The organism is Actinomadura sp. 9N215, assembly GCF_044326345.1.
In the GTDB taxonomy this organism is placed as follows: Bacteria; Actinomycetota; Actinomycetes; order Streptosporangiales; family Streptosporangiaceae; genus Spirillospora.
This window is the reverse complement of sequence record NZ_JBIRBA010000010.1, coordinates 130,537-155,423: the sequence shown is the minus strand read 5'-3', so window position 1 is coordinate 155,423 and position 24,887 is coordinate 130,537. Positions and strand designations below refer to the sequence as shown.

Here is a 24,887-nt window from a genome sequence, read left to right as displayed (position 1 = left end):
GTCCATCTCGCCGCGACCCGGTAGCGTCGGTGGCGATGCCGCGGAAACCGCTTACCCTCGCCGTCCTGAACGACCAGCGCGGCGCGCTCGGCCTGCCGCCGTACACCGGCGCCGACGAACCGGCCGAGCTGCGGCGCGCGGCGCTGGACACCGTCCTGGCCGGTATCGAGGCAGGAGGCGCCGAACCGTCCCGGCCGGTCGTGATGGGAGCGGTGCGGTTTCTGCTGGACCGGCTCGCCGAGCTCGCGCCCGGCCGTTCGGTGGAGGTTCGTGTTCCTCCTTATGCCGCCGTTCAATGCATCGACGGCCCGCACCATACCCGTGGAACACCCCCGAATGTGGTGGAGATGGACGCCGCCGCCTGGATCGGTCTGGCCACGGGCCGGTTGGCCTGGGACGACGCCATAGCGGACGGACGGGCCCGCGCCAGCGGCGCGCGCGCGGACTTGTCCGAGCATCTCCCACTGCCCATCGACCAGCCCGCCGCCGGAGAGGTCACCGAACCCGGCTAACCCTGGGGTCCTCGGGGGTTACGGGGTTCTGTCGGCTTGGGCGAAGGGGAACTCGCGTTCGACGCAGCTCCGCCGCGACATGTCGTCCGGGTACCGCGCCTCGTCGCCGCACTGCGCCGCCTTGCTCAGCAGCACGAAAAGCATCCCGGCGCCGATGAGGAGCGCAAGCGACGAGCAGACGACGCCCACGATCGCAGGACGGCGGTCGGCGTCGCGCCGCACGAGGGACACCGTCCCCAGGACGACCCCGACGAGCGCCGGGATCACACCCGCCAGACACAGGACGAGCCCCACCAGGCCCACGATTCCGAGCACCTGAGAAGCCCTCGCCAAGGTGCTCCGCTTGGGCGGGGCGGGCGGCGAATACGTCTGGTACCCGGGCAGCGTCATGCGATCCTCCACGTGTCGGTCACCAGATTCCCCCGCGTCACCTGATGCCCGTGGTTCCGCGGGGTAAAGGTCCGTTAAGGAGATACCGCCGATCGGAGCAGGTGAATCCGGCATCTAGACTGATGAGCGTGCCTCTCCGTGACGGACGTCTGAGCCACGACATCGATCCCACCGACCGCCCCCCGCAGGACGCTTGCGGGGTCTTCGGCGTCTGGGTGCCCGCTGACCAGGCGCCCCGGGCTGAGGTGAGCAAGCTCACCTACTACGGCCTGTACGCGCTCCAGCACCGTGGGCAGGAGTCTGCGGGCATCGCCGTCAGCGACGGCTCCCGCATCGTCGTGTTCAAGGACATGGGTCTCGTAGCCCAGGTCTTCGACGAGTCGGTGCTGAACACCCTGCGCGGCCACATCGCCGTCGGTCACTGCCGTTACTCGACGACGGGCTCACCCACGTGGGAGAACGCGCAGCCCACCTTCCGGTCGTCGGACGCGGGCGGGCTGGCGCTCGTCCACAACGGCAACCTGATCAACACGCTGGAGCTGGCCGAGCGGCTGGCGCCCGGTGAGCTGACCGCGACGACCGACACCGAGGTCCTGTCGGCCCTGATCGCCCACCGCGGCGAGGGCGGCGCGCTGGCCGCGGCCCGGGAGATCCTGCCCGCCGTCCGCGGCGCGTACTGCCTGGTCTTCATGGACGAGGGCACCCTGTACGCCGCCCGCGACCCGGAGGGCGTCCACCCGCTCGTCCTCGGCGTGCTGGAGGACGGCGGCTGGGTCGTGGCGTCCGAGACGGCCGGGCTCGACATCGTCGGCGCGCGCTTCGTCCGCGAGATCGAGCCGGGCGAACTGGTCGCGATCGACGGCGGCGGCGTCCGGTCCGAGCGGTTCGCGGAGGCGCGGCCGAAGGGCTGCCTGTTCGAGTACGTCTACCTGGCGCGGCCAGACACGTCGATCGCCGGGCGCAGCGTCCAGGCCACCCGCGTCGAGGTCGGACGGCGGCTGGCCCGCGAGCACCCCGTCGAGGCCGACATGGTCATTCCGACGCCGGAATCGGGCACCCCGGCCGCGATCGGCTACGCCGAGGCGTCCGGCATCCCCTACGGCCAGGGCCTGGTGAAGAACTCCTACGTCGGCCGGACGTTCATCCAGCCGTCCCAGGCGATCCGCCAGCTCGGCATCCGCCTCAAGCTGAATCCGCTGCGCGAGGCGATCGAGGGCAAGCGGCTGATCGTGGTGGACGACTCGATCGTGCGCGGCAACACCCAGCGCGCGATCGTCGCGATGCTGCGGGACGCGGGCGCCGCCGAGGTCCATGTGCGGATCTCCAGCCCGCCCGTGTCCTGGCCGTGCTTCTACGGCATCGACTTCGCCACCCGCGCCGAGCTGATCGCCGGGAACCTCTCGGTGGAGGAGATCCGCGACTCCATCGGCGCCGACTCGCTCGGCTACATCTCCTTGGACGAGCTCATCTCCGCGTCGCACGTCGCCAAGGAGAACCTGTGCCGGGCGTGCTTCGACGGCGTCTACCCCATCCCGGTCGATCAGGACGCTCGCGGCAAGCATCTCCTGGAAGTCACTCGATGACGTCCTACAAGGACGCCGGGGTCGACATCGCGGCGGGCGAACGCGCCGTCGAGCTGATGAAGTCCCGGGTGGCGCGTTCGCGGCGTCCAGAGGTCGTCGACGACGTCAGCGGTTTCGCGGGCCTCTTCGACGCCTCCGCTCTCCAGCGCTACAAGCGTCCTTTGCTGGCCACGTCCACGGACGGCGTCGGAACCAAGGTCGACCTGGCACGCCGTCTCGGCGTCTACGACACGATCGGTCACGACCTGGTCGGCATGGTCGTCGACGACCTCGCCGTATGCGGCGCCGAACCGCTGTTCATGACGGACTACATCGCCTGCGGAAAGGTCCTCCCGGAACGGATCGCCGACATCGTCGGCGGTGTCGCGGACGCCTGCGCCCTGGCGGGCTGCGCCCTCGTCGGCGGCGAGACCGCCGAACATCCCGGTCTCCTGGAGGCGGACGAGTTCGACCTGGCGGGCGCCGGGACGGGAGTCGTCGAAGCGGACGACGTCCTAGGCCCCGAACGTGTCCGAGTGGGGGACGCCGTGCTGGCCATGGCGTCGTCCGGCATCCATTCCAATGGGTACTCGCTCGTCCGCCGCATCCTGGCCACGACCGACCTGACCCTTGAATCCCACCCCGCGGACCTTGACCGTCCCCTCGGTGAGGCACTACTCACACCGACGCGCATCTACGCCAAAGACTGCCTGGCCCTGGCGCGCACCGGCGGCGTCCGTGCGTTCGCTCACGTGACGGGCGGCGGCCTGGCCGCGAACCTGTCCCGTTCACTGCCGCCGACCGTGGACGCGGTGTTGAACCGCTCGTCCTGGGAGGTACCGGCCCTGTTCCGCGTCCTGCAGGCCCATGGGGACGTCTCCCAGCCCGACATGGACAGGACGTTCAACCTGGGCGTCGGCATGGCCGCCATCGTGGCCCCGGACGCCGCCGACGCGGCCCTCAGCCTCCTGACCTCCCGCGGCGTCCCCGCCTGGCGCCTCGGCGAGATCATCGAAGGCACCGGCAACGCGATTCTGCCGACCTGACCCACGTCGCGAGCCGCACCGAGCGGCGGGGTGCTCGCCACGCTCCGTGTCCGGCCTCTGCGGCCCCGCGAACGGGCGTGAAAGCCCCCCTGAGCGCCTCTCCGGCACCAGGAGCCACAGGAGTGGTGCCGGACGTCGAACGGCCCTTGTGGGCCCGCTCAGGCATCCCGCAGGTCCGGCGCCGGACCCGACTCCGACTCCCGACGGCCGGCAGGTACGGCACTCGACGCCCGACCGGTATGACAAACGCCACTGCCCGCGGCAACGGGCAGTGGCGCATTGTCAGCCGGTCAACCGGAGGTGCCGTCCTTGCGGTCCTCCGTGCCGTAGTCATCGGCGTAGTCGGCGTACTTCTCGGCGAGCTCGTCGTAGGAGTCGTCCCCCGCCTCGTCTACTCCCAGCTCGCTCTTCAGGCGGTCGAGGTCCGTGTTGCCGCTGTTGTACTTGAGCTGTCGGGCAACCTTCACCTGCTTGGCCTTGGCTCGGCCGCGACCCATTGGCTCGACCCCCTCGATGGTCAGGGCTTTCGTGGGCCCATCAACGCGCGCGTGTACCACACGAACCGGTGCCTGATGAGCCATGCGTCAGTCACGGGTACAACCGTACCCGTTTTGCGCCCGGCTCGGTACATCGACGGTACGTGGCGGCGCTTCTGTTGCTGATAACAACAGTGTATCCGGTGGTCACGCGTACACGCTGAGGCCGCCGTGGGACGGGCCTGCAGCGTCCTACGGCGGCCTTCGACGGGTTCTGCGGATTCGACGGATTGGCGGGGTTCGGCGGGTTCGGAGACGGATTTCAGTGCAGGATGCGGCCGGTTTTCAGAGCAGGATGCCGCGCAGCCTTCCGACCTCGGACATCCGGCGTTCGGCGAGGCGGTCGGCGGCCACGGCCGGCGGCACGCCCTCGTCGGCGGCCAGCGCGAAGATCTTCAAGGTGGTCTCGTAGATTCCGGTGGCGCGGGCCTTGGCGCGGTCGAAGTCGAAGCCGCCGATCTCGTCCGCGACCTGGATCACACCGCCGGAGTTCACCACGTAGTCGGGCGCGTACAGGACGCCGTGGTCGGCGAGGCTCTTCTCCACGCCGCCGTGGGCGAGCTGGTTGTTCGCGGCCCCGCACACCACCTTGGACGCCAGTACGGGCACGGTGTCGTCGTTCAGGGAGCCACCGAGCGCGCACGGCGCGTACACATCCAGTTCGGTGCGGACCATGGTGTCGGTATCTGCGACGACCTCGACCTCGGGGTGCGACGACCGGACCCGGTCGACGGCGGCCTGGTTCACGTCGCAGATCACTACGTCCGCGCCGTCTTCGAGAAGGTGCTCCACCAGCCGGTGACCGACCTTCCCGACGCCTTCGACCCCGACACGCCTGCCGCGGAGTGTGGGTGCCCCCCACACGGTCTTGGCCGCGGCGCGCATGCCCTGGAACACACCGAACGCGGTGAGGATGGACGAGTCTCCCGCACCGCCGTGCGCCACCGTCCTGCCGGTGACGTACTGGCTCTCCCGCGCCACGATGTCCATGTCCTCGCTGAACGTGCCGACGTCGCACGCCGTGTAGTAGCGGCCGTTCAGCGATTGGACGAACCGTCCGTAAGCCCGCAGCATCGCCTCGGACTTGTCGATGGACGGGTCGCCGATGATGACGGCCTTGCCGCCGCCGAGATCCAGCCCGGCCAAGGCGTTCTTGTACGCCATGCCGCGGGACAGGTTCAGCACGTCGGCGAGGGCCTCTTCCTCGGTCCCGTAGGGATAGAAGCGGGTGCCTCCCAGGGACGGGCCTAGCGCGGTGGAATAGATCGCGATGATGGCGCGCAGGCCGCTGGCCTCGTCCTGGCAGAAGACGACCTGCTCGTGACGGGGTTCGGTGCCCTTGTGGGGCGCCCCGAAGACATTAGGCACGGTAGTGCCCTCCTCTCTGTCTCTAAGATCAGCCTAGGGCGCGCGATGCCACCGCGCCCGGGCGAATCTCATGTCACGATGCGGTGGTGCTTCCGTACGCCGCGTACCTACGGGTTTATGAACCGGTGACCGCCTTCCCGGAGCCCGCACGGACCCTGTGGACGGTCTACGCCGACTCCCGCCGGCGTCCGCGCCGGATCCACGCGCTGGGCGTGGAGCACCGCGCCGCCACGCTCAGGCTGACCGGCACACTGCCCGAGGTGGTGCCGGAACGGGAGAGCAGGGACGCCTACGTCCGCCGCCTGGACGACATGATCTACGTCTGCCCGTGGGAGACGCGGCTGCGCTCATGGCTGGCCTTCGAGCGCTTCCGGAACCAGCACGCGGCCGGTGTCGCGGCCGCGTTCGTCCCGCCGCCGCTGTCGGAGCGGGTGACGGGCGACTTCGAGCAGTGGAAGCGGTCGGGCAAGCCTTTGCGCCCGCACATCCTCACGAGCACCTGGCACATCCCGCTCGACTGGTTCGTGCCGTTCACGCGCGGTGAGCGGTGCCTGATGCTCGGCACCCCTGGAACGGGGTACCGCAAGTCGGACGACGCGTCCGAGGAACACGCCGAACCGCCCGCGCCCGGTCAGAGCCCGGCGACGGCAGCGCCCGCGCGTACGCTCATCTACGTCACCTCGATGCGCGACGCGCGCCGGCGGGTGGCGGACGCGCTCCCGGTCGTGCGGGAGAACCTCGGTGACGGCACGGGCGAGGTCTACCTGCTGTCCGCCGGACGGCTGGAGACGCTCGGCCGCTGGCTGGACGGCTTCCACCCGCGCGCGCTCGTCGAGCTCGACTACGGAGGGCTAGTCCATCTGCTGGACGACCGGACGCTAAGCCTGGACGAGTCCGTGGCCGAGATGACCGTGGCGCTCACCGGGATGGAGCGCGGTGAGGTCGAGCTGACCGTGGCGATGTACAAGCGTCTCCTCGCCCGCTGGAGGCCCGTACGGGCGCTTGAGGCGGCGAACTAAAACAAATTTCCCGAATCCGCGCGCGATACGACTATACGTATCGCTAGAATCACGCAGCGTGACCCGCTGGCCATCGGATACGCGCCGCTCCCCGCACTCGCGGGGATGTTTGCACGCAACTACCGCCAGGAACTTGCTTGTAGCGCTGAGTGGTGGCAAGGTTACACGTTGTGATGTCATAGTGACCCAACTTGGGCCATAGGGGACATCAGTGACCACGCGAGGATCAATCGCAGGATCGCTGTCATCGGTCCACGGAGGAGAGGCCGCAAACATGTCAGCACGTACGCCAGAGGCCGAGCCCCTGCTGACGCCGGCGGAGGTGGCGACGATGTTCCGCGTCGACCCCAAGACCGTCACGCGGTGGGCGAAGGCGGGGAAGCTCACGTCCATCCGGACGCTCGGGGGGCACCGCCGCTACCGCGAGGCGGAGGTGCGGGCACTGCTCGCGGGCATCCCGCAGCAGCGCTCGGAGTAAGGGGCGGCTCGCCGCCGTGGCGTGCGATCGGGTTCTCGCCCCGCGCGAGTCCGGCTTCGCACGCGATCGCGATGGTCGATGCCGCCGTCGGCCGATGCCGGCGGCCGGGATCGGCCATGGCTTGGGGGGAAGGCCGTTGTAGTCGTGTTCACCCGCGTTGCCCTTGGGGCCCGGGCGCTCCCAGTGCCCGGCCCAAGGGCGAGCGGGTGCCGACTCGACGGCCGAAGGTGGCGCTGACGTGCGAGGAATTTGGGACATGGGTGACTTTTTGTCCACATGAGGACAGAGTCTCCATTTGGGACGTTGTCCGTCACTCTTGGGTAAAGCGTCCAAAAGCGTGGATGTCGCGGGCGGTAGAGGTGGGCGGGGGAAACGCTCCGACGAGGGGTTTCAGCCCATCTCTTCCTGGGCCAGGCGGTCGAACAGCTTGCCGGTGCCCGGGTCGTGGCGTCCCGCAGCGTGGAACATGACCACCAGGTGGTCGATCAGCAGGCCCTCCAGCTGGGGACGGGGCACGTCGCGGTTCTCCAGCCAGTCCAGGCCCGCCGTCTCGACCGCGGCCATCCAGGCGCGAAGCGTGATCCGCAGGATCGGCTGCGGCGTCTCGACGTCCAGCGAATGCAGGATCCGGTCCAGCAGCAACTGGCGGATGCCGTCGACGATCTCGCCGGCCTCACCCGAACGATCGGCCGGGCCACCCCGCAGCAACGCGGTGTAACCGGCCGCGTGGCTCTCCACGAAGTCGAAGTAGCGGCGCAGCGAGATCCGCAGCCGCTCCAGCGGCTTGCCCTCGGTCGGCGGCTCAAGCAGCACCGACAGCTGCCTCGCCGCGCTGCCGAGCGCCGCCATGTACAGCTCGTTCTTGCCGCCGAAGTAGTGGTAGACCAGCGCGCGGGAGGCGCCCGCCTTGGCCGCGACGTCGTCGATCGAGACGTCCTCCGGCGAACGCGTGCTGAACAATTGCAGCGCCGCGTCGATCAGTTCGTCCCGGCGTTCGTCGACGCTGAGCCTGCGACGGCCACGGCCGCCGCCCTGCCGGCTTCGCGCCTTGCCGGCCACCGCGCGATCTCCCACGTGGGCAGCGTATCCGAGCCCGGACGGCGGCAGGCCCCCTCGATAAGGGACGGAACGGGCTTTTCACCACCCCTTGATCACGTCCGGCGGGGCTGTGATCCGGAACACCACAGGCCCGAACCACCATTGTCGGATGCCCGTTACTCACTGTTGCGGCGGTTTGGGGGGAAGGCGCGGCATCATGGCAATCCCCCTCGAGTGGAGGACGGCGCGTTCCAGACCCCGCCGCGCGCCGTCGAGGCAGGTCCCACAGGTCCCCCTGGACGGAGTGCCATGTCAGCTGATCAAGCGAACTCCTCGCACAACATGCGGGAAGAGAGCGCGGTGCCCAGGCCGCGCACCGAACCGTCGCCCACCAGACGCGACGAGGGAAGGGCCGTCCCCGCCCCGAAGCCGACGATCCGCAACGTCGCCGAACGCGCCGGAGTCTCCAAATCACTCGTCTCCCTCGTGATGCGAGGGTCACCGCACGTGAGCGAACGGCGGAGACAGGCCGTCCTGCAGGCGGCCCGCGAGCTCGGCTACCGCCCGAACGCCGTGGCGCGCAGCCTCGTCGAAGGACGCACCAGGCTGATCGGCGCGATCGTCGCCGACCTGCACAACCCGTTCTTCGCCGAGTTCCTCGACGGGCTCCAGGAGAGCCTGCACGGCGCGGGCCTGCGGATGCTCGTCGGCAGCGGCCGCTGGGACCCGCTGTTCGAGGCCGAGGCGGTCGAGGCGTTCCTGGAGATGCGGGTGGACGGCCTGGTGCTGCTCAGCGTCGTCCCCGAGTCGCTCAAGGAGGCCGCGGCCAGCGTCCCGGTCGTGGTCGTCGGTGAACGCGACGTCGTCGGCGTCGACATCGTCGTGGACGACGACGAACTCGGCGCCAGCCTCGCCGTCGACCATCTCGTCGAGCTCGGCCACCGCCGGATCGCGCACATCGAGGGGGCGCGCTCCACCACGGCGCGTTACCGGCGCGACGGGTACGAGAAGGCGATGCACCGGCACGGGCTTGCCGCCGAGATCGTCGTCGAGCCCGGCGACTTCACCGAGGACGGCGGCTACCGCGCCGCCCGCGCGCTGCTGCGCCGCGACCCGCGTCCCACCGCCATCTTCGCGCCGAACGACCTAGTCGCGACCGGTGCGCTGTCGGCGGCGGACGAACTGGAGATGCGGGTCCCGACGCAGCTGTCGATCGTCGGCTACGACAACACGCACCTCGCGGCGATCCGGCACATCTCGCTGACCAGCGTCGACCAGCCCCGCAGGGACATGGGACGGGTCGCCGCCGAGATGCTGACCGCGCGCATCGGCGACCCGTCCCGCGTGGCCAGGCAGAACCTGGTCGTCCCGCACCTGGTGGTCCGTTCGACGACGGGACCCGCTCCCTCCCTGTGAGCCCCGGTCACAGGGACAGTCCCCCCGCCTCGACACGCTCCCAAGGTCCGACACACCGCAACGGCCGCGGCGGCCGTCATAGCCGCCATGGCCGTACCCGGCCATGCGCCCGGCACGACGGCGGCCGGCCGTCCTGTCGGTTCCGCCGGCTCCGCGTATATCGGTCGTTTCGCTGGTTCGGCGCGTCCGTGCGCGCCGGGTAAGAACCGGTGTGCAAGGGGTAAGGGGCCGGCCAAGACTCCCGCAATCGCCGGCCCGAGACCCACCGCCGGCGGGTTAATGGGACTCACCGTTCGGCGGGTGGGTCCGGGTGGCCTCGGGGGAGGCCGCCCGGACGGGGACCCCGCCGGACGGACACGGGAAAGTCCACTAGGGGGTTCAGCTCGTGCGTGATCCGGAACTGGTGTCGTGCGCGCAGCGCGCGGCGAACGAATTGGAACGCGCGTGGTCGGAGTGGCGGCACGCGCGGGGGCTGGCCGAGCAGGTCTCGGAGTCCGTGGCCAGCTACGTCGCCCATTCGATCGACCACCCGTGGGGCCGTCCCCGCGTGGTCCTGGGCCTGGACGCCGACGAGGCCCGCGCCCTGGCCGCCCTACTCGGCAAGGACGACCCGCTCAGCTGACCCCGCTGAGCTGACGCCGCTGGGCCGGGCGTTCCGGGGCCGGGTGCTCTGGGCCGAGCGCGCTCGCGTCCGCGAACGTGTCCGCGCCCGCGTCCGTTCGACGGGATTCGCCGGGTTTTCCGGACTTCGTTTGACGAACCTCCACCGGTGTGCAGACTGTCAGGGTCGGTAACGAAGTCATCACGGAGGAATCGGCCGGTGCGCATTAATCGAGGCGGCCCCGCGGCCGCCGGTCTGGCGCTGTGCCTTGGCGCGCTCATCGCGTGCAACGCCTCCGCGGAACCGTCCGGCGGCGACGGCGGGACGGTGAACCCGCCGACCGCGGGCGGGCAGGCTTCGGGCGCCCCGGAGGAGGACGGGAAGGACCCGGCGTCCGGCGGCTCGTCCGCGCTGGACGGCAAGGTGATCGTCATCGATCCCGGGCACAACGGCGGGAACGCCGCCCACCCGTCCGAGATCAACAAGCAGGTCAAGATCGGCAACGGCACCAAGGCGTGCGACACGACCGGCACCAGCACCAACGACGGCTACGGCGAGCACGCCTTCACCTGGGACGTCTCCAACCGGCTCGCGAAGCTCCTGCGTGCCGGGGGCGCCAAGGTCACGTTGACGCGCAAGAACGACAAGGGCGTCGGCCCCTGCATCACCGAGCGCGCCGCGATCGGCAATCGGCTCAAGGCCGACGCGGCGGTGTCGATCCACGCGGACGGCTCGTCCGCGTCCGGACACGGGTTCCACATCATCGAGCCGATCGCCGTCGGGCGGAACTCCGGGATGGTGCCGCGATCCGCCGAGCTGGGCAAGGCGCTGCGCGACTCCTACCGCGCGGGCACCGGCATCCCGTACTCCAACTACCTCGGGGACAACGCCATCGACCGGCGCAATGACCTCGGCGGCCTCAACCTGTCGACGGTGCCGAAGGTGTTCATCGAGTGCGGCAACATGCGGAACAAGGGGGACGCGGCCAAGCTGTCCAGCGCCCCGTTCCGCCAGCGCATAGCCGAGTCCCTGGCCAAGGGCATCGAGACCTACCTGACCTGACCTGGCCGAGCTCGCCGGGCAGCGCCCAGCTCCGCTTCGCCCCCGCCAAGGAACCGCGGCAGTGCTTGAACGCCGCAACGCCTGGACGCGGCGGTGCTTGGACGCGGCGGTGCTTGGACGCGGCCGTGCTTGGACGCGGCCGTGCTTGGACGCGGCAGGATGGGCGGGTGGCTGATCTTTCTCGTGTTCGTGAACTCCTGATCGGTGCCGGATACACGGTCGACGGTGTACGGGAACTGCTCGGGCCCGTCGCGGGCGGTGCGCTCGCGCGGGACGAGATCGTCCCGGCGCTGCGGGCGACCGGCGGCGGCTCGCCGCTGGAGGTCCTGACGCGGCTGTTCTGGCTGCAGGTTCCCGTGGACGCGGCCTCGATCCGGACGGACGATCTCGTCGCCGCGGGCTTGGCCGAGGTGTCCGGGGGAGAGGTACGGGCCCGGCTGCGCGTCGAACCGCTGGAAACGGTCGGCTGGAGCGGCAACAGCAACGGCGGCGGCGGGAGCGGGGACGGGCGGAGCGGGGGCGGCGACAGCGGGGACGGGCGGAGCGGAGTCGGAGGGAGCGGGGGCGGAATCGGGGGTGGGCATGCCGGATATGTCGTGTCCGATCTCAAGGTGCGGCCGGGCGCGGGGGCCGTTCCGGCGGCGGATCATGTGGTGGGTGCGGGCGGTGCGTCCGCGAGCCTGGCGCGGCTGGTTATCCACAGGCCTGTGGATAACATGCTCGATGTTGGGACGGGCTGCGGCGTCCAGGCGGTGCACCTGGCCGGCCGGAATCCGGACGCTCGCATCACCGCCACGGACGTCAATCCGCGCGCCCTCGAACTCGCCGCGATGAGCTTCGCGCTCTCCGGAGATCCGGCGCGGGAAGCGGGCGAGATCGAGCTTCTCGAAGGTTCGCTGCTGGAGCCCGTTCGGGGGCGCCGGTACGACCTGATCGTGTCCAATCCGCCGTTCGTCGTCGCGCCGTCCGAGGGGCGTCGATTCACGTACCGGGAGTCCGGCCTTCCGGGCGACGACTTCTGCCGCCGCCTCGTCGCGGACGCTCCGGCGCACCTCGCCGAGGGCGGATATTGCCAGCTCCTGGCGAATTGGCTCCATGTCGAGGGCGTTCCGTGGGAGGAGCGTGTCGGCTCGTGGGTGGACGGGTGCGACGCGTGGATCGTCCAGCGGGACGTCCAGGATCCCTCGGAATACGCTGAGTTGTGGCTACGGGATTCCTGCGAGGCGGGGACGCCGGAGTACCGCGCCCGGTACGAGGCGTGGCTCGATCATTTCGCGCGGCTCGGCGTCACCGGCATCGGGTTCGGGTGGATCACGCTGAGGCGGGGTGGGCGGGCCGGCGTCCGGATCGAGGAGCTGCGGCACGCCGTCGATCAGCCGGTCGGCGCCTACGTGGATGACGTCCTGGACGGCTTCGCTCGGGCCGAGGAGTTTTCCACAGCCTGTGGACAGGCGTTGCGGGCCGCGCCGGGTCTCGTCCAGGAACAGATCGGCCCTCCCGGAGCCGAGGACCCCGAGCGGCTCGTCCTCCGCCAGACGGGACGGCTCCGCCGCGCCGCCGGTGTCGGGACGGTAGAGGCCGGACTCGCGGGCGTCTGCGACGGCTCGCTGCCCCTCGCCCCGCTGCTCGACGCCATCGCACAGCTAACCGGAATGGACCCGACCCAGGTCCGCGCACACGCGGACACCGTCCTGCCCGCCCTGATCGCCGACGGCTTCTTCACCTGACCCCAAAACCCCCGCCCGACCGACCGCGTGAGCGGCTGGCTTGAGTGTTTGGTGGGTGGGTTAGTGGTGGGCTTCGGGGAGGGTTTGGAAGGTGCTTTCGCGAAGGCGGTGGGAGAGGGCGCGGTTGACGCGGTGCGCCCAAAACGGGCCGCCGTAGATCATGCCGGTGTACGCCTGGACGAGGGTGGCGCCCGCGCGGATGCGTTCCCACACGTCGTCGGCGGTCTCGACGCCGCCGACCGAGATCAGTACGAGACGGTCGCTGGTGCGGGCGCGGAGGCGGCGCAGGACGTCCAGGGAGCGGTCCTTCAGCGGCGCGCCGGACAGGCCGCCGGTCTCCTTCACCAGGGCGGGCGGGCTGTGCAGGGCGTCGCGGGCGATGGTGGTGTTGGTCGCGATGATGCCGTCCAGGCCGAGGTCGACGGCGAGGTCGGCGACGGCGTCGATGTCGCCGTCCGCCAGGTCCGGCGCGATCTTGACGAGCAGCGGGACGCGGCGCGCGGGCGACGACCGGTCGGCGGCCTCGCGCACGGCCGTCAGGAGCGGGCGGAGGTGTTCGACGGCCTGGAGGTTCCGCAGACCGGGGGTGTTGGGGGAGCTGACGTTGACGACGAGGTAGTCGGCGTGCGGGGCGAGCCGCTCGGTGCTCGCCACGTAGTCGGCGGCCGCCGCGGCCTCCGGGACGGTCTTGGTCTTGCCGATGTTGACCCCGACGATCGTCCGGTCGGCGCCGCCCGGACGACCGCGCAGCCGGTGCGCCGCCGCCTCCGAGCCCTCGTTGTTGAAGCCCATCCGGTTGATGACCGCCCGGTCGGGGACGAGACGGAACAGCCGCGGGCGCGGGTTGCCGGGCTGCGGCCGTCCCGTCACCGTGCCGATCTCGACGTGGCCGAACCCGAACGCGCCGAGCGCCTCGTAGGCGACGGCGTCCTTGTCGAATCCGGCGGCGAGGCCGAGCGGGGACGGGAAGTCCAGCCCTAGCGCGCGCACGGCCAGCGCCGGGTCGCGGGGCGCGAGCAGGCGGCGCAGCAGCCGCGCGGCCCCGGGCACGGACTGGATCGCGCGGAGCCCGCGCAACGTGAGGTGATGGACGGTCTCCGCCGGAACCCGGACGATGACCAGTGCGAACAGGAGTCGATACATCGTCCGCAAGTATCTCAGCCGGACGCGGGGCGGCGGCGGTCAGTGTCCGCGGAAGGTGCGGCGGAGCGTGAGGCGGACGTCCCGGCCCGCTTCGCGCATGGTCCGCCGGGCGGCCCGGACCGGCTCCCGTACGGAAACCCGCCACGTCTCGCGGACGCCACGTCCGACCGGCCGCAGAACGCTCGCCCTGACCCAGCGCGCGGGCGCGACGATCAGGACCCGGGTCGGGACGACGACGAGCGCCCGCCAGAGCCACCGCACGACGCGGGCCGCGAGCCGCCACGTCCCCACGACCCCCGCGACGACCGGCGCGAGGACGTACCGCCACACCGCCCGTGCGGGCAGGACGATCAGGATGCGCGCCAGCCAGACCAGGCACCGCCCGATCAGCCGCCATGACCACACGAGGCCCGCGGCGAACGCACGCCACCCGGCCGCGAGCAGGCCGCCGAGCGCGCCGAGGATGGAGAGCGCGCCGCGTCCCAGCCAGGCGAGCCCGCCCCAGACGGCCCGCGCCAGCCAGGCGAGAACCACGAGCGGCGGCCGCAGGACGTACCGCCACAGCAGCACGACCGGCATGATCACGAGCACGGCGATCAGCAGCCCGATGCCCTTGAACAGCAGGACGAGCCCCTGGCCGATGAGGGACGCGAGCCTGCCCAGGCCGTGTCCGATGATGGACAGCAGCCAGATCAGGCCACGGCCGAGCGCCTTCAGCGGCTTGAGCACGACCAGGTTCAGGAGCCACGCCAGGCCGCGTCCGATCAGGGCGAGGAACCGTCCGACCGGGGCGATCAGCATGCGGTGGATCCAGCGGGCCATGTGCGCGGCGCCGTGGCCGAGCCAGCGCAGGAAGCCGAGGATCACGACGACGGCGAGCCACCGCAGCGGCCGGACGACGAGGAGTTCGAGGAGCGCGCCGATGCCGCGTGCGATGGCGGCGAGCAGCCGTCCGAACGGGGCGAGCAGGTAGCGGTAGAGCGTGAGCCCGAACCGGCGCAGCATCCGGCCGATGAGGCGTCCGACCCACCCGGGCGCCCGCATCAGCCCGTTCCACACCGCCCGGACGGCCCGCGCGGTCAGCACGACCAGGTCGTGGACGAGCCGTAGCGGCACCACCACGATCAGCGCGATCACCCGCGCCGGGATGACGATCCACGCCGGCCCGAGCCGCGCCGACTCCGACCCCGACTCCGGCGTTTGCCGGAACAGCCCCGGCCCGTCCGCCGGTCCCGGCCGGAACGGCCTCGGCTTGTCCGCCGATCCCGCCGATCCCGCCGATCCCGCCGGTCCCGCCGGTCCTGGGCCTGGCCGGATCGGTCCCGGTTCGGCTGGCGGTGTCGGTGATGCCGCCGGGCCCGGGCCTTGCCGGATCGGCCCAGGCTTGGCCGGTGGTGGCAACTGTCCTGGGGGTTCCTTGCTCAGGTTGAACGGGGCGCCCGCGGGGGGTTCGTCGCCGGTGCTCACTGCTGCCTGCCTCGCGAAACGTCGATGGAACCAACAGTGCATCTGACCCGGCCCACGGGCGGTCGGTTCCGGGTGGTTGAACCCGTTCCGTGGCGAACACCGTACTGCTCCTCGATCACGGGAGAGCGGTGCGGCAGCTCGACCCCGATCGGCGTACGGGACCTGGAACCGGAGCCGAGTCCCAGACGACACGGAGGACACACGACAATGAAGATCCCACGTTGGGCGATTCCCGCCGCAGCCGCCCTGACCGCGTCTGGGCTGGTGCTCACCGCATGCGGGCAGGAGAGCGGCGGGAAACAGCAGAACGCCGCCGGTACCCAGGCGCAGGCCGACCCCTCGGCCGAACCGTCCGCGGCACCGGTCCCCGAGCCCACCGCGCTGGAGGTCGCCAACGTCACGAAGCTCGGCAAGGTCGTCACCGACGGGGACGGCCGGACGCTCTACCGCTTCGACAACGACACGGCCCGTCCGCCCGCGTCCACCTGCGCGGACGCCTGCGCCAAGGCGTGGCCGCCGGTGTCGGCCAGTGAGGCGGGGACGGAGGTCGACGGCGTCGAGCAGTCGCTGGTCGGCAAGGTCAAGCGTCCGGACGGCAAGTGGCAGGTCACGCTCGGCGGATGGCCGCTGTACCGGTTCGCCAAGGACAAGAGTCCCGGCGACGTGAAGGGGCAGGGCGTGGGCGGCACCTGGTACGCCGCGTCCCCGACCGGCAAGAAGGCCGCCGCCCCGAAGCAGACGGAGACCGGCGACCGCTGGAAGGGCTGGACGATCGTCAAGGCCCGGAACGACCCGAAGCTCGGCATGATCCTGACGGACGGCAAGGGCCGCACGATGTACCGCTTCGACAAGGACACCCCCAAGCCGCCGACCACGAACTGCTTCGGCGCGTGCAAGAAGGCATGGCCGCCGGTCGTCTTCAGGAGCTGGAAGAAGCTCAAGCTCGAAGGCGTCGACCGGAAGCTGGTCGACTTCATCGAGCGCAAGGACGACGGCAAGTGCCAGCTCACCATCAACGGCTGGCCCATGTACTACTACGAGAAGGACGAGCAGCCCGGTGACGTGAAGGGCCAGGGCGTCGGCGGCGTCTGGTGGGCCACGAGCCCGGCGGGCAAGCGAGCCGCCATCACCGGCTCAGGCACCGGCTCAGGCACCGGCAACGGCAACAACGGCAATGGCAACGGCAATGGCGGCGGTGGCTACGGCACCGGCAACGGCAACGGCGGTTACGGAGCCGGCGGAGGCTACTAGACCCATCGCGCCATAACCGCCCCCACAGGCGAAGGCGCGGAGGGCTCGCGGGTCGGTCGGGGTCCGCGATTCCTCCGCGCCTTCCTGCATGTCCGAGCCCGCCTCTCTGGACCCGCGAGCCCAGGCGCACGATAATAAAAACATAGCCGGACAGATAGCTGACAGTACGTGGCGTTCTGCTAGGTAGCACTCTGTCAGGTGGCCGGAATCGGCGAGGTTCTTACCTGCCGATTCGCTGACAGGCTGGGACAATGCAGTCATGTTGCACCATGACGGACGGCCGTATGGCGATGTGCTATGTGTCACTTTGCCCCCTTCAGGCGTCCAGGTGGCTTACCATCCACCCGCTGAAGTGCAATCCTGAAGTCAAGCCAGCCGGGCCGTGGACCAATCCGCCGGCCCAATCGGGGCGAGGGCATCATGACGATCATTCCGTTGGCGGCGGAGGAGTCCGACCCGTCCGTCCGCCTGCTCTTCCGGCCGCTGCTCGCGGTGGACATCCAGGGCTACAGCGCCCGGACGGCCCGCTCGCAGCTGCAGGCGCAGTCGGATCTGCTGGAGGCCATGGAGACGGCCGCCAAGGACGCGGACCTCGATCGCGGACGGTGGCTCCAGCAGGTCAGCGGCGACGGCGAGCTGGCGGTGCTGCCCGGTGACGCCGACATCGTCACCGTCGTCGGCCTGTTCGCCCCGGCCCTCGAACGCGCGCTCACGCGGAGGCGGGAGCTGGCCGCCGCCGGTCCCCGGCTCCGCGTGCGGCTCGCGCTCCATCACGGTGCGCTGATCATGGGACCGCCCGCGTCCTTCGGGCCGGCCGGCGACGCGCCGGTGGTCGTGAGCCGGTTACGCGACGCCCGTCCGCTTCGCCGGTACCTGGCCGTCCATCCGGAACGGAACGTCGCGTTGATCGTCTCCGACCCGCTCTTCCGCGAGGTCGTCTGCAGCGGATTCTGCGCGCTGCCGCCCACCGACTTCCAGCCGATCCGGACCACGATCAAGGGAGCCGCCTATCAGGGCCACATCTACGACCCCGACCGGGGAGCCGGCGCGTCGAAGGGCGCAACGAGCGATCTGCTGAGCGACGTAGGGATCTCTGTCCGACCGGTCGGGAACGGCGTCAGCGACGTTCGCGAAGAGAGGTGACGAGGTGGGTCCAATTCCCGGGAGACAGCGTGATCATCGGACCGGATCGATTCTTCGAATCACGAATGTAAACCGCCCCTCTGTGCCGTGCGACCTCGACGCAGTCGGCCCCATCTGGATTTGAGTGAGAACTTCTCCGCCATCGCACGTCCGGGGGTATCGGGTGCGGCAAGTCCGGTCTCCTTTCACGTGCGCGCGGGCCATTTCCGGTTGCGTAGAACAGCGCGTGGAGGAACGCCTTCGATCGGATGGGCGTCCGATCCTCGGAGACTCTCCGGCGGCATTGGCGGAGGGTGCCTTCGCAACCGGCATGGCAGCGCATGGCTTGAGATCCTGCTCGGTCAGTCAGACGACAGTGTAAACCGGCTGTTGCGGCCAAGCCATGGCAGGATCCCACGTTGTTGAGGGCACCCAGTCAAGATGCGAATCGCTTTTCGGGCGCCAACAAATACCCGATTCAGTCGGACGAAAGTTGCTCCGCAAGCTGGTTGAGGAGCACGGCCGTGCCTTCCGGGCGCATGGACATGCTGCGCAGTTCTTCGAAATCCTCCCGGTAGGACACGACCGTGTCCGGACGGTCCCGGGTCACTAGCGTGGAGCTGGGATTCTCCAGGTACAGCACGTCGTCGTCCTCGGGGGACGGGAACTCCAGGATGGTGAACGAGCTGCTCAGGCCCGGGTTGACACCGACCGTGAACGGAACGACCTCGATGGTGATGTGCGGCTGATTGGCGAGCTCGATCAGGCGGCGCAACTGGTTCCGCATCACCCGGGGACCGCCGATCAGCCGCCGGACAACCGATTCGTCGAAAATGAAGAACAGCTGTGGGGGGTCGTCGCCCTCAATGATCTCCTGCCGACGCATGCGGAGCTCCACAAGCATCTCCACATTCGCGGCGCGGTCCGCGGAAATAAGCCGGGAGATGTATTCATGGGCGTACTCTTGCGTCTGCAGAAGGCCGGGTACGATTAAGTTCTCGTACTGGCGGATGGTCGCGGCCGCGGACTCGTACCCGATGCGGTCATAGTATTGTTGTGAAATGATCTTTCGGTAGCCGCTCCACCAGGCGCGCTCGCGGGCCAGTCGTGCGATCTCCACGAGTTCGGCGATCCGTTCCGTGGGAACGCCGTAGAGGGACAGGAGGGCCTTGAGGTCGGTGGTGGAGACGCCGACCGAACCGGACTCGATCCTGATCACCTTGGAAAGCGACCATTCGAGGTTGTCGGCGACCTGTTCCTGGGTGAGGGACGCCTGGTCGCGGGCCTTGCGGAGTTCGACACGCAGGCGCCGCTGACGCACCGTAGGACTGTTCGCCGCTGGCACCGGAAGCTCCCTCGTAGATGACATCACATGCGACCGGCTGTAAGCCACATTGCAAACTGCTCTGTAGCTTACAGCCACTTTCAGTCTGACAGGCAGCCACCCCCCACTTTGGCCCGATGGGGTCACGGTTCGATCAAAGTTGATCAAGTGTGTGCCCGGTGACGCAAGCGCATTGCGTGGCCACTGGGAGCCGTTGTCACGCGCGAGACACCGGTTTGTTAGATCACTCTTTGGATCTCGACAGTTACTGGATCCGGTGATCGAATGGGGTTCGAACCGCCACGGACGCGGCCCGGCGAAGTGTCGCACCTGGTGGGAGGCTTCGGGAGGCCCGATGGTCGGACGAGTCGAACGAGTGAAGCCGGACGCGTCGGCGCGGGCCCGGCGTCCGCGCGGGCGGGCGGGGCCGGTGCGGGCGGGGGTCGCGCTGGCGCTGCTGGCCGGCGGGCTGACGGCCTGCGGGGGCGGCGGCGGGGTCCCGGCCCTGAACTGGTACATCAACCCGGACAACGGCGGGCAGGCGAAGATCGCCGCGGCGTGCACGAAGGCGGCGGGCGGCAAGTACAAGATCAAGACCTCGCTGCTCCCCAGCGACGCGAGCGGGCAGCGCGAGCAGCTGATCAGGCGGCTGGCGGCCAAGGACAGCGGTGTCGATCTGATGAGCCTCGACCCCGTCTTCGTCGCGGAGGCCGCGAGCGCCGGGTTCCTCCGTCCGTTCAGCGGGAGCGAGGCCGCGCCGCTGACCGAGGGCGTGTTCGACTCCGCGGTGCGGAGCTCGATGTGGGACGGCAAGCTCTACGCGGCGCCGTTCTGGGCGAACACGCAGCTGCTGTGGTACCGCAAGTCGGTCGCGCAGAAGGCGGGCATCGACCCGAACGCGCCCGACTTCACCTGGGACAAGCTGATCGACGCGGCCGTCCGCACCAACACGACGATCGGCGTCCAGGGCAACCGGTACGAGGGCTACATGGTGTGGATCAACGCGCTCGTCGCGTCCGCCGGCGGACGGATCATCAGCGACGCGGAGAGGGGCGACGAGGCCACCATCGAGATCGACTCGCCGGCGGGCCGGCAGGCCGCGGGGATCATCGGCAAGCTGGCGAGGTCGAGCGCGGCGGGCCCGACGCTGTCCACCGACATCGAGGAGCAGTCCCGGGCGACGATCAACGGCCCGCGCGGCGGCTTCCTGCTCAACTGGGGCTACGTCTGGCGGGCGGAGAAGGGCGACGCCGAGGCGGGGGCGATCAACAAGAACATCGTCGGCGATCTCGGGTGGGCGCGGTATCCGCGGGTGAACCCGCAGCAGGAGAGCAAGCCGCCGTTCGGCGGCATCGAGATCGGGGTCAGCGCGTACGGGAAGCACCGCGATGACCTGGCGGTCGAGGCGGTGCGCTGCATGACGTCCCCGGCGAGCATGAAGCAGTACATGCTCGACGAGGGCAACGTCGCCGCCCGTCCCGCGATCTTCGACGATCCGGACATCGTCAAGGAGTTCCCGATGGCGCCGCTGATGCGGGACTCCATCGCCGCCTCGACGCCCCGTCCGGCCACGCCGTACTACGCGGACGTCTCCGGGGCCATCCAGAACCGCTGGCATCCGCCGGCGTCGGTGAACCCGAACACGACGCCGCGCGAGTCCGCCGCGTTCATCCGCGAGGTCCTGCGCGACAAGGCCCTGCTCTAAGGCCCCAACGGCTCTAACGGAGGTGTTCGGATGACGTCCGTCGAAACGGCGCCCAAGAGCGGGCGGCCCGCAGCGCGCGCGGAGATCTCCGACCGGGAGCGGGGCGAGCGCAGGCTGGGGCTGCTGCTGTCCGCGCCGGCCGTGCTCGTGATGCTGCTGGTCACCGCGTATCCGCTGGGCAGCGCCCTCTACCAGTCCCTGTTCAGCTACCGGATCACCGCGCCGGACGACCGGCGCTTCGTCGGCCTCGGCAACTACGCGACCGCGCTGACCGACCCGCTGTTCTGGCAGACCGTGGTCACCACCCTGATCATCACGGTGGCCACGGTGGGCGTGGAGCTGGTGATCGGCTTCGGGCTGGCCATGGTGATGCACCGGGCCGTGTTCGGACGCCGGACGGTCAGGACCGCGATCCTGCTGCCGTACGGCATCGTCACGGTCATCTCGGCGTTCGCGTGGAAGTACGCGTTCGACGTCCAGTCCGGGTTCGTGAACTCGTGGTTCGGCCTCGGCGACTACGCGTGGTTCTCCGACCGCTGGGCGGCGCTGTTCGTGATCGTCCTGTCGGAGATCTGGAAGACGACGCCGTTCGTGTCGCTGCTGCTGCTCGCCGGGCTCGCGCAGGTGCCGCGCGACCTGGGGGAGGCGGCGACGGTGGACGGCGCGACGGCGTGGCAGCGGCTGAAACGCGTCACGATCCCGAACATGAAGGCCGCCATCCTCGTCGCGGTGCTGTTCCGCACCCTGGACGCGTGGCGGATCTTCGACAACGTGTTCATCATGACGGCGGGCCAGGAGAAGACCCAGGTGCTGTCGTTCCTGACCTACCAGCAGATCATCACCCGGACGGCGCTGGGCCTCGGCAACGCGGTCGGCGTGCTGCTGTTCCTGTCGGTGGTGCTGATCGCGGCCGTGTTCATCAAGGGGTTCCGGGTGGATCTCTCCCAGGTGAGAGGTGATCGGTGATGGAGTCGGCGCGCTCGAAGACGCTGTGGATCGTGGCGTCGCTGCTGATCCTGGTGTGGACGGCGTTCCCAATCCTGTGGATCGTGATGCTGTCGTTCAAGACGCCCAGCGAGATCGGCAACGTCCAGGGCTTCTTCCCGCAGGACTGGACGTGGCAGAACTACGAGACGGTCTTCAAGACCGACCTGTTCACGTCCGCGCTGATCAACTCGATCGGCATCTCGCTGATCGCGACGTTCGTCGGGGTGGTGTTCGCGACGCTGGTGGCGTACGCGATCGCGCGGCTCGAATTCCCGGGGAAGAGGCTGATCCTGTCGTTCGCGCTGGCGATCGCGATGTTCCCGGTGGTGTCGCTGGTCGGGCCGCTGTTCGACCTGTGGCGCAACATCGGCCTGTACGACACCTGGCCCGGCCTGATCATCCCGTACATCTCGTTCGCGCTGCCGCTGGCGATCTGGACGCTGTCGGCGTTCTTCCGCGAGATCCCCTGGGAGATGGAGCAGGCCGCGCAGGTGGACGGCGCCACGTCCTGGCAGGCGTTCCGGAAGGTGATCGTGCCGCTGGCCGCGCCCGGGGTGTTCACCGCCGCGATCCTGACCTTCTTCTTCTGCTGGAACGACTTCGTCTTCGGTATCTCGCTGACCTCGACCGACCGGGCCAGGCCCGTGCCGGCCGCGCTGGCGTTCTTCACCGGGGAGTCCTACTTCGAGCAGCCCACGACCGCGATCTGCGCCGCCGCGGTGGTCGTCACGGTCCCGGTCGTCATCGTCGTCCTGGCGTTCCAGCGCCGCATCGTGGCCGGGCTGACGTCCGGCGCCGTCAAGGGCTGAGCCCCAGGGAGAGCCCGTCGGAGGAGAGCAATGGCCGCCATCAGCATGAAGAACATAGTCAAGAAGTACGGCGACGGCTTCCCGGCCGTGAACGACGTGTCCCTGGACGTGCGGGACGGCGAGTTCATGATCCTGGTCGGCCCGTCCGGCTGCGGGAAGTCGACGCTGCTGCGGATGATCGTCGGGCTGGAGGACATCACATCCGGTGACATGCTCATCGGCGAGAAGGTCGTCAACAAGGTCGCGCCGCGCGAGCGGAACCTGTCGATGGTCTTCCAGAACTACGCGCTGTACCCGCACCTCACCGTGTTCGAGAACATCGCGTTCCCGCTGCGGCTCGCGAAGACCCCGGACGAGGAGGTGCGGCGGCGCGTCGGGGACACCGCCGAACTGCTGGAGCTGACCGAGCATCTCGACCGCAAACCGGCGCACCTGTCCGGCGGGCAGCGGCAGCGCGTCGCGATGGGGCGCGCGATCGTCCGGCAGGCGGACGCGTTCCTGTTCGACGAGCCGCTGTCGAACCTGGACGCGAAGCTCCGCGGCCAGATGCGCACCGAGATCGCCCGGCTGCAGAAGCGTCTCGGCGTCACGACCGTGTACGTCACGCACGACCAGACGGAGGCGATGACGCTCGGCGACCGTGTCGCGGTGCTGCGCAAGGGCGTCCTGCAGCAGGTCGGGAGCCCGCGCGAGCTGTACGAGCAGCCCGTGAACCTGTTCGTGGCGGGATTCATCGGGTCGCCGTCGATGAACTTCCTGCCCGCGTCCGTGGACGGCTCGTTCCTCGAAACGCCGCTCGGACGGTTCGAGGTGCACGACGAGCGGAAGATCGCGGCCGTCGGCGACCGCGAGGTGGTGCTCGTCGGCATCCGGCCGGAGCATTTCGAGGACGCGTCGCTGGTCGGCGAGGAGAAGAAGGCGAAGGGCAGCATCGTCCGCGCGCGGGTGGACGTGACCGAATGGCTGGGCAACGAGCAGTACGCGTACGTCCCGTACGAGGCGCCCGTCGACCTGGCCGCGCAGCTCCGCGACCTGTCCCGCGAACTCGACAGCGACCAGCTCCGCACGCAGGCCGTCGTGGCGCTGGACGCGTCCAGCGAGATCAGGCCGGGACGGGAGGCGGGGCTGTGGATCGACACGTCCAGGGTGCACATCTTCGACCCGTCCACCGGGGCGAACCTCACGCGGGACGAGGCGCACGTCGAGGAGCTCAGCCGGATCACGGAGGAGTCGCGCGACGCGCACCGCGAGGCCCAGCGCGAATCCGCGGCAGGCGACGGCGGCGCGACCGTGGCCGAGCCGTGAGCCCGTGACGCCGTGAGTCTGACTGAGATTGGACGGCCTACCTGACCAATTCGGTTGACGCTTCTGGAACGATCGGGGGCATGTACGAGCGCTTCGCCCATGAATACGCCGCCCATGCCGAGGACAGCGCCTACAACGCCCTCTACGATCGTCCGGCCCTGCTGGGCCTCGCCGGCGACGTCGCCGGTCTCGCCGTGTTCGACGCGGCCTGCGGCCCCGGCCTCTACGCCCGCGAGCTGCTGGACCGCGGCGCCCGCGTCACCGGCTGCGACGTGAGCCCGACCCTCGTCGACCTCGCCCGGACCCGCTGCGGCGGCCGCGCCGACCTGCGCGTTCACGACCTGTCCGAGCCGCTGGCCTGGGTCCCGGACGGCTCAGCCGACCTCGTCGTGTTCGCCCTGGCCCTGCATTACCTCGACGACCGGGTGGCCCTGCTCCGCGAGTTCCGCCGCATTCTGGCGCCGTCCGGCGCGCTCGTCCTGTCGACCGAGCACCCGACGATGGAATGGACGCGCCTCGGCGGCTCGTATTTCACCGAGGAGCCCGTGGAGGAGTCGTTGAGTCCCGAGCGGGACTGGCCGATCCGGGCCTGGCGGCGTCCGCTGACCGCGATCTGCGCCGAATTCCGTCAAGCCGGGTTCCTGATCGAGGAGCTGCTGGAGCCTCGTCCCGTCCCCGAAATGGCGGACCGCTATCCGGACGACCACGCGAAACTGGAGAGCCTCCCGGCCTTCATCGCCTTCCGCCTCATTCCGGCCTCCCCTCCCGTTCCCGGGCCGTCTCCGGGACGTCCGGGGAGATGACGCGCCACGCGCCGACCTCGCTGTAGCCGGAGTCGTAAATGGCCGAGCCGTCGCCGGGCTTCAGCTCGAAGTGGCGCAGGTTCCCGCCCCAGTACCGCAGGATCCGCTCCAGCTCGCGGACGGTGTCCCCGCCCACGGCGCCTTCGGTCATGTCGACTTCAAGGACGAACCTCACGTCCTCCACCTCCCAATGTGGCTCCCTTCAATTGTTTCATT

Annotated in this window: 25 protein-coding genes; 16 read left to right on the top strand and 9 right to left on the bottom strand. The window is 69.8% G+C overall.

What is annotated here, in order from left to right; genetic code table 11:
• Positions 1 to 35 precede the first annotated feature (35 nt).
• On the top strand, positions 36 to 512 hold the full coding sequence (locus tag ACH34T_RS18760) for a sterol carrier family protein (protein ID WP_395993441.1): 477 nt from the start codon (positions 36 to 38) through the stop codon (positions 510 to 512).
• An 18-nt stretch (positions 513 to 530) separates the two neighbouring features.
• Here the strand turns inward: ACH34T_RS18760 and ACH34T_RS18755 are convergent, their stop codons facing one another.
• Positions 531 to 902, bottom strand: coding sequence for a hypothetical protein (locus tag ACH34T_RS18755; RefSeq protein WP_395993440.1), 372 nt, complete (start codon positions 900 to 902; stop codon positions 531 to 533).
• Between the two features lie 122 nt (positions 903 to 1,024).
• Here ACH34T_RS18755 and purF point away from each other — a divergent pair, with 122 nt between their 5' ends.
• Positions 1,025 to 2,485, top strand: a complete 1,461-nt coding sequence (purF, locus tag ACH34T_RS18750; RefSeq protein WP_395993439.1) for an amidophosphoribosyltransferase — start codon at positions 1,025 to 1,027, stop codon at positions 2,483 to 2,485.
• Positions 2,482 to 3,510 (top strand): phosphoribosylformylglycinamidine cyclo-ligase, encoded by a 1,029-nt coding sequence (purM, locus tag ACH34T_RS18745; protein WP_395993438.1) that lies wholly within the window; start codon positions 2,482 to 2,484, stop codon positions 3,508 to 3,510. The genes purF and purM overlap by 4 nt, the downstream gene beginning before the upstream one ends.
• A 290-nt stretch (positions 3,511 to 3,800) precedes the next feature.
• On the opposite strand, the gene ACH34T_RS18740 is transcribed toward purM, so the two are convergent.
• Both ACH34T_RS18740 and ACH34T_RS18735 read right to left on the bottom strand, forming a co-directional pair.
• A complete protein-coding gene (locus tag ACH34T_RS18740) occupies positions 3,801 to 4,007 on the bottom strand; it encodes a DUF3073 domain-containing protein (protein ID WP_395993437.1) in 207 nt (68 codons plus the stop codon).
• A gap of 324 nt (positions 4,008 to 4,331) precedes the next feature.
• Positions 4,332 to 5,414, bottom strand: a complete 1,083-nt coding sequence (locus ACH34T_RS18735) for a Leu/Phe/Val dehydrogenase (RefSeq protein ID WP_395993436.1) — start codon at positions 5,412 to 5,414, stop codon at positions 4,332 to 4,334.
• A gap of 86 nt (positions 5,415 to 5,500) precedes the next feature.
• On the opposite strand from ACH34T_RS18735, the gene ACH34T_RS18730 reads away from it, so the two are divergent.
• Both ACH34T_RS18730 and bldC read left to right on the top strand, forming a co-directional pair.
• Complete coding sequence (locus ACH34T_RS18730; RefSeq protein ID WP_395993435.1) at positions 5,501 to 6,433, top strand: hypothetical protein; 933 nt, start codon at positions 5,501 to 5,503, stop codon at positions 6,431 to 6,433.
• A gap of 274 nt (positions 6,434 to 6,707) precedes the next feature.
• Positions 6,708 to 6,911 carry a developmental transcriptional regulator BldC gene (bldC, locus tag ACH34T_RS18725; protein ID WP_012850682.1) on the top strand — a complete coding sequence of 68 codons (204 nt, stop codon included), beginning with the start codon at positions 6,708 to 6,710 and terminating at the stop codon, positions 6,909 to 6,911.
• A 390-nt stretch (positions 6,912 to 7,301) separates the two neighbouring features.
• Here the strand turns inward: bldC and ACH34T_RS18720 are convergent, their stop codons facing one another.
• Positions 7,302 to 7,985, bottom strand: a complete 684-nt coding sequence (locus tag ACH34T_RS18720) for a TetR/AcrR family transcriptional regulator (protein ID WP_395993434.1) — start codon at positions 7,983 to 7,985, stop codon at positions 7,302 to 7,304.
• 273 nt (positions 7,986 to 8,258) lie between these two features.
• Between ACH34T_RS18720 and ACH34T_RS18715 the strand changes: the two genes are divergently transcribed.
• The 4 genes from ACH34T_RS18715 (at position 8,259) to ACH34T_RS18700 (ending at position 12,755) form a co-directional block, all read left to right on the top strand.
• On the top strand, positions 8,259 to 9,365 hold the full coding sequence (locus ACH34T_RS18715) for a LacI family DNA-binding transcriptional regulator (protein WP_395993433.1): 1,107 nt from the start codon (positions 8,259 to 8,261) through the stop codon (positions 9,363 to 9,365).
• Positions 9,366 to 9,750: 385 nt separating this feature from the next.
• Positions 9,751 to 9,987 (top strand): hypothetical protein, encoded by a 237-nt coding sequence (locus ACH34T_RS18710; protein WP_395993432.1) that lies wholly within the window; start codon positions 9,751 to 9,753, stop codon positions 9,985 to 9,987.
• 198 nt (positions 9,988 to 10,185) lie between these two features.
• Positions 10,186 to 11,028: an N-acetylmuramoyl-L-alanine amidase gene (locus ACH34T_RS18705; protein WP_395993431.1), complete on the top strand. Its 843-nt coding sequence runs from the start codon at positions 10,186 to 10,188 to the stop codon at positions 11,026 to 11,028.
• A 167-nt stretch (positions 11,029 to 11,195) separates the two neighbouring features.
• On the top strand, positions 11,196 to 12,755 hold the full coding sequence (locus ACH34T_RS18700; protein ID WP_395993430.1) for a methyltransferase: 1,560 nt from the start codon (positions 11,196 to 11,198) through the stop codon (positions 12,753 to 12,755).
• 60 nt (positions 12,756 to 12,815) lie between these two features.
• On the opposite strand, the gene ACH34T_RS18695 is transcribed toward ACH34T_RS18700, so the two are convergent.
• Together ACH34T_RS18695 and ACH34T_RS18690 are read right to left on the bottom strand one after the other, a co-directional pair.
• Positions 12,816 to 13,898 (bottom strand): quinone-dependent dihydroorotate dehydrogenase, encoded by a 1,083-nt coding sequence (locus ACH34T_RS18695; protein WP_395993429.1) that lies wholly within the window; start codon positions 13,896 to 13,898, stop codon positions 12,816 to 12,818.
• A 39-nt stretch (positions 13,899 to 13,937) separates the two neighbouring features.
• On the bottom strand, positions 13,938 to 15,035 hold the full coding sequence (locus ACH34T_RS18690; protein WP_395993428.1) for a hypothetical protein: 1,098 nt from the start codon (positions 15,033 to 15,035) through the stop codon (positions 13,938 to 13,940).
• 537 nt (positions 15,036 to 15,572) lie between these two features.
• Here ACH34T_RS18690 and ACH34T_RS18685 point away from each other — a divergent pair.
• Positions 15,573 to 16,616, top strand: a complete 1,044-nt coding sequence (locus tag ACH34T_RS18685) for a hypothetical protein (RefSeq protein WP_395993427.1) — start codon at positions 15,573 to 15,575, stop codon at positions 16,614 to 16,616.
• Positions 16,617 to 17,036: 420 nt separating this feature from the next.
• Complete coding sequence (locus tag ACH34T_RS18680; protein WP_395993426.1) at positions 17,037 to 17,759, top strand: hypothetical protein; 723 nt, start codon at positions 17,037 to 17,039, stop codon at positions 17,757 to 17,759.
• On the opposite strand, the gene ACH34T_RS18675 is transcribed toward ACH34T_RS18680, so the two are convergent.
• Both ACH34T_RS18675 and ACH34T_RS18670 read right to left on the bottom strand, forming a co-directional pair.
• Entirely contained in the window at positions 17,734 to 18,081 is a 348-nt protein-coding gene (locus tag ACH34T_RS18675; protein WP_395993425.1) for a DUF397 domain-containing protein, read from the bottom strand. The genes ACH34T_RS18680 and ACH34T_RS18675 overlap by 26 nt on opposite strands.
• A gap of 135 nt (positions 18,082 to 18,216) precedes the next feature.
• A complete protein-coding gene (locus tag ACH34T_RS18670) occupies positions 18,217 to 19,083 on the bottom strand; it encodes a helix-turn-helix domain-containing protein (RefSeq protein WP_395993424.1) in 867 nt (288 codons plus the stop codon).
• Between the two features lie 334 nt (positions 19,084 to 19,417).
• On the opposite strand from ACH34T_RS18670, the gene ACH34T_RS18665 reads away from it, so the two are divergent.
• The 5 genes from ACH34T_RS18665 (at position 19,418) to ACH34T_RS18645 (ending at position 24,671) form a co-directional block, all read left to right on the top strand.
• Complete coding sequence (locus ACH34T_RS18665; protein WP_395993423.1) at positions 19,418 to 20,767, top strand: extracellular solute-binding protein; 1,350 nt, start codon at positions 19,418 to 19,420, stop codon at positions 20,765 to 20,767.
• 30 nt (positions 20,768 to 20,797) lie between these two features.
• Complete coding sequence (locus ACH34T_RS18660) at positions 20,798 to 21,733, top strand: carbohydrate ABC transporter permease (RefSeq protein ID WP_395993422.1); 936 nt, start codon at positions 20,798 to 20,800, stop codon at positions 21,731 to 21,733.
• Positions 21,733 to 22,563, top strand: coding sequence for a carbohydrate ABC transporter permease (locus ACH34T_RS18655; protein ID WP_395993421.1), 831 nt, complete (start codon positions 21,733 to 21,735; stop codon positions 22,561 to 22,563). The genes ACH34T_RS18660 and ACH34T_RS18655 overlap by 1 nt, the downstream gene beginning before the upstream one ends.
• A gap of 30 nt (positions 22,564 to 22,593) precedes the next feature.
• Positions 22,594 to 23,868 carry an ABC transporter ATP-binding protein gene (locus ACH34T_RS18650; protein WP_395993420.1) on the top strand — a complete coding sequence of 425 codons (1,275 nt, stop codon included), beginning with the start codon at positions 22,594 to 22,596 and terminating at the stop codon, positions 23,866 to 23,868.
• 80 nt (positions 23,869 to 23,948) lie between these two features.
• Positions 23,949 to 24,671, top strand: coding sequence for a class I SAM-dependent methyltransferase (locus tag ACH34T_RS18645; protein ID WP_395993419.1), 723 nt, complete (start codon positions 23,949 to 23,951; stop codon positions 24,669 to 24,671).
• Here ACH34T_RS18645 and ACH34T_RS18640 read toward each other — a convergent pair.
• Positions 24,616 to 24,846 (bottom strand): hypothetical protein, encoded by a 231-nt coding sequence (locus ACH34T_RS18640; RefSeq protein ID WP_395993418.1) that lies wholly within the window; start codon positions 24,844 to 24,846, stop codon positions 24,616 to 24,618. The two genes, ACH34T_RS18645 and ACH34T_RS18640, sit on opposite strands and share 56 nt — an antisense overlap.
• Positions 24,847 to 24,887 lie beyond the last annotated feature (41 nt).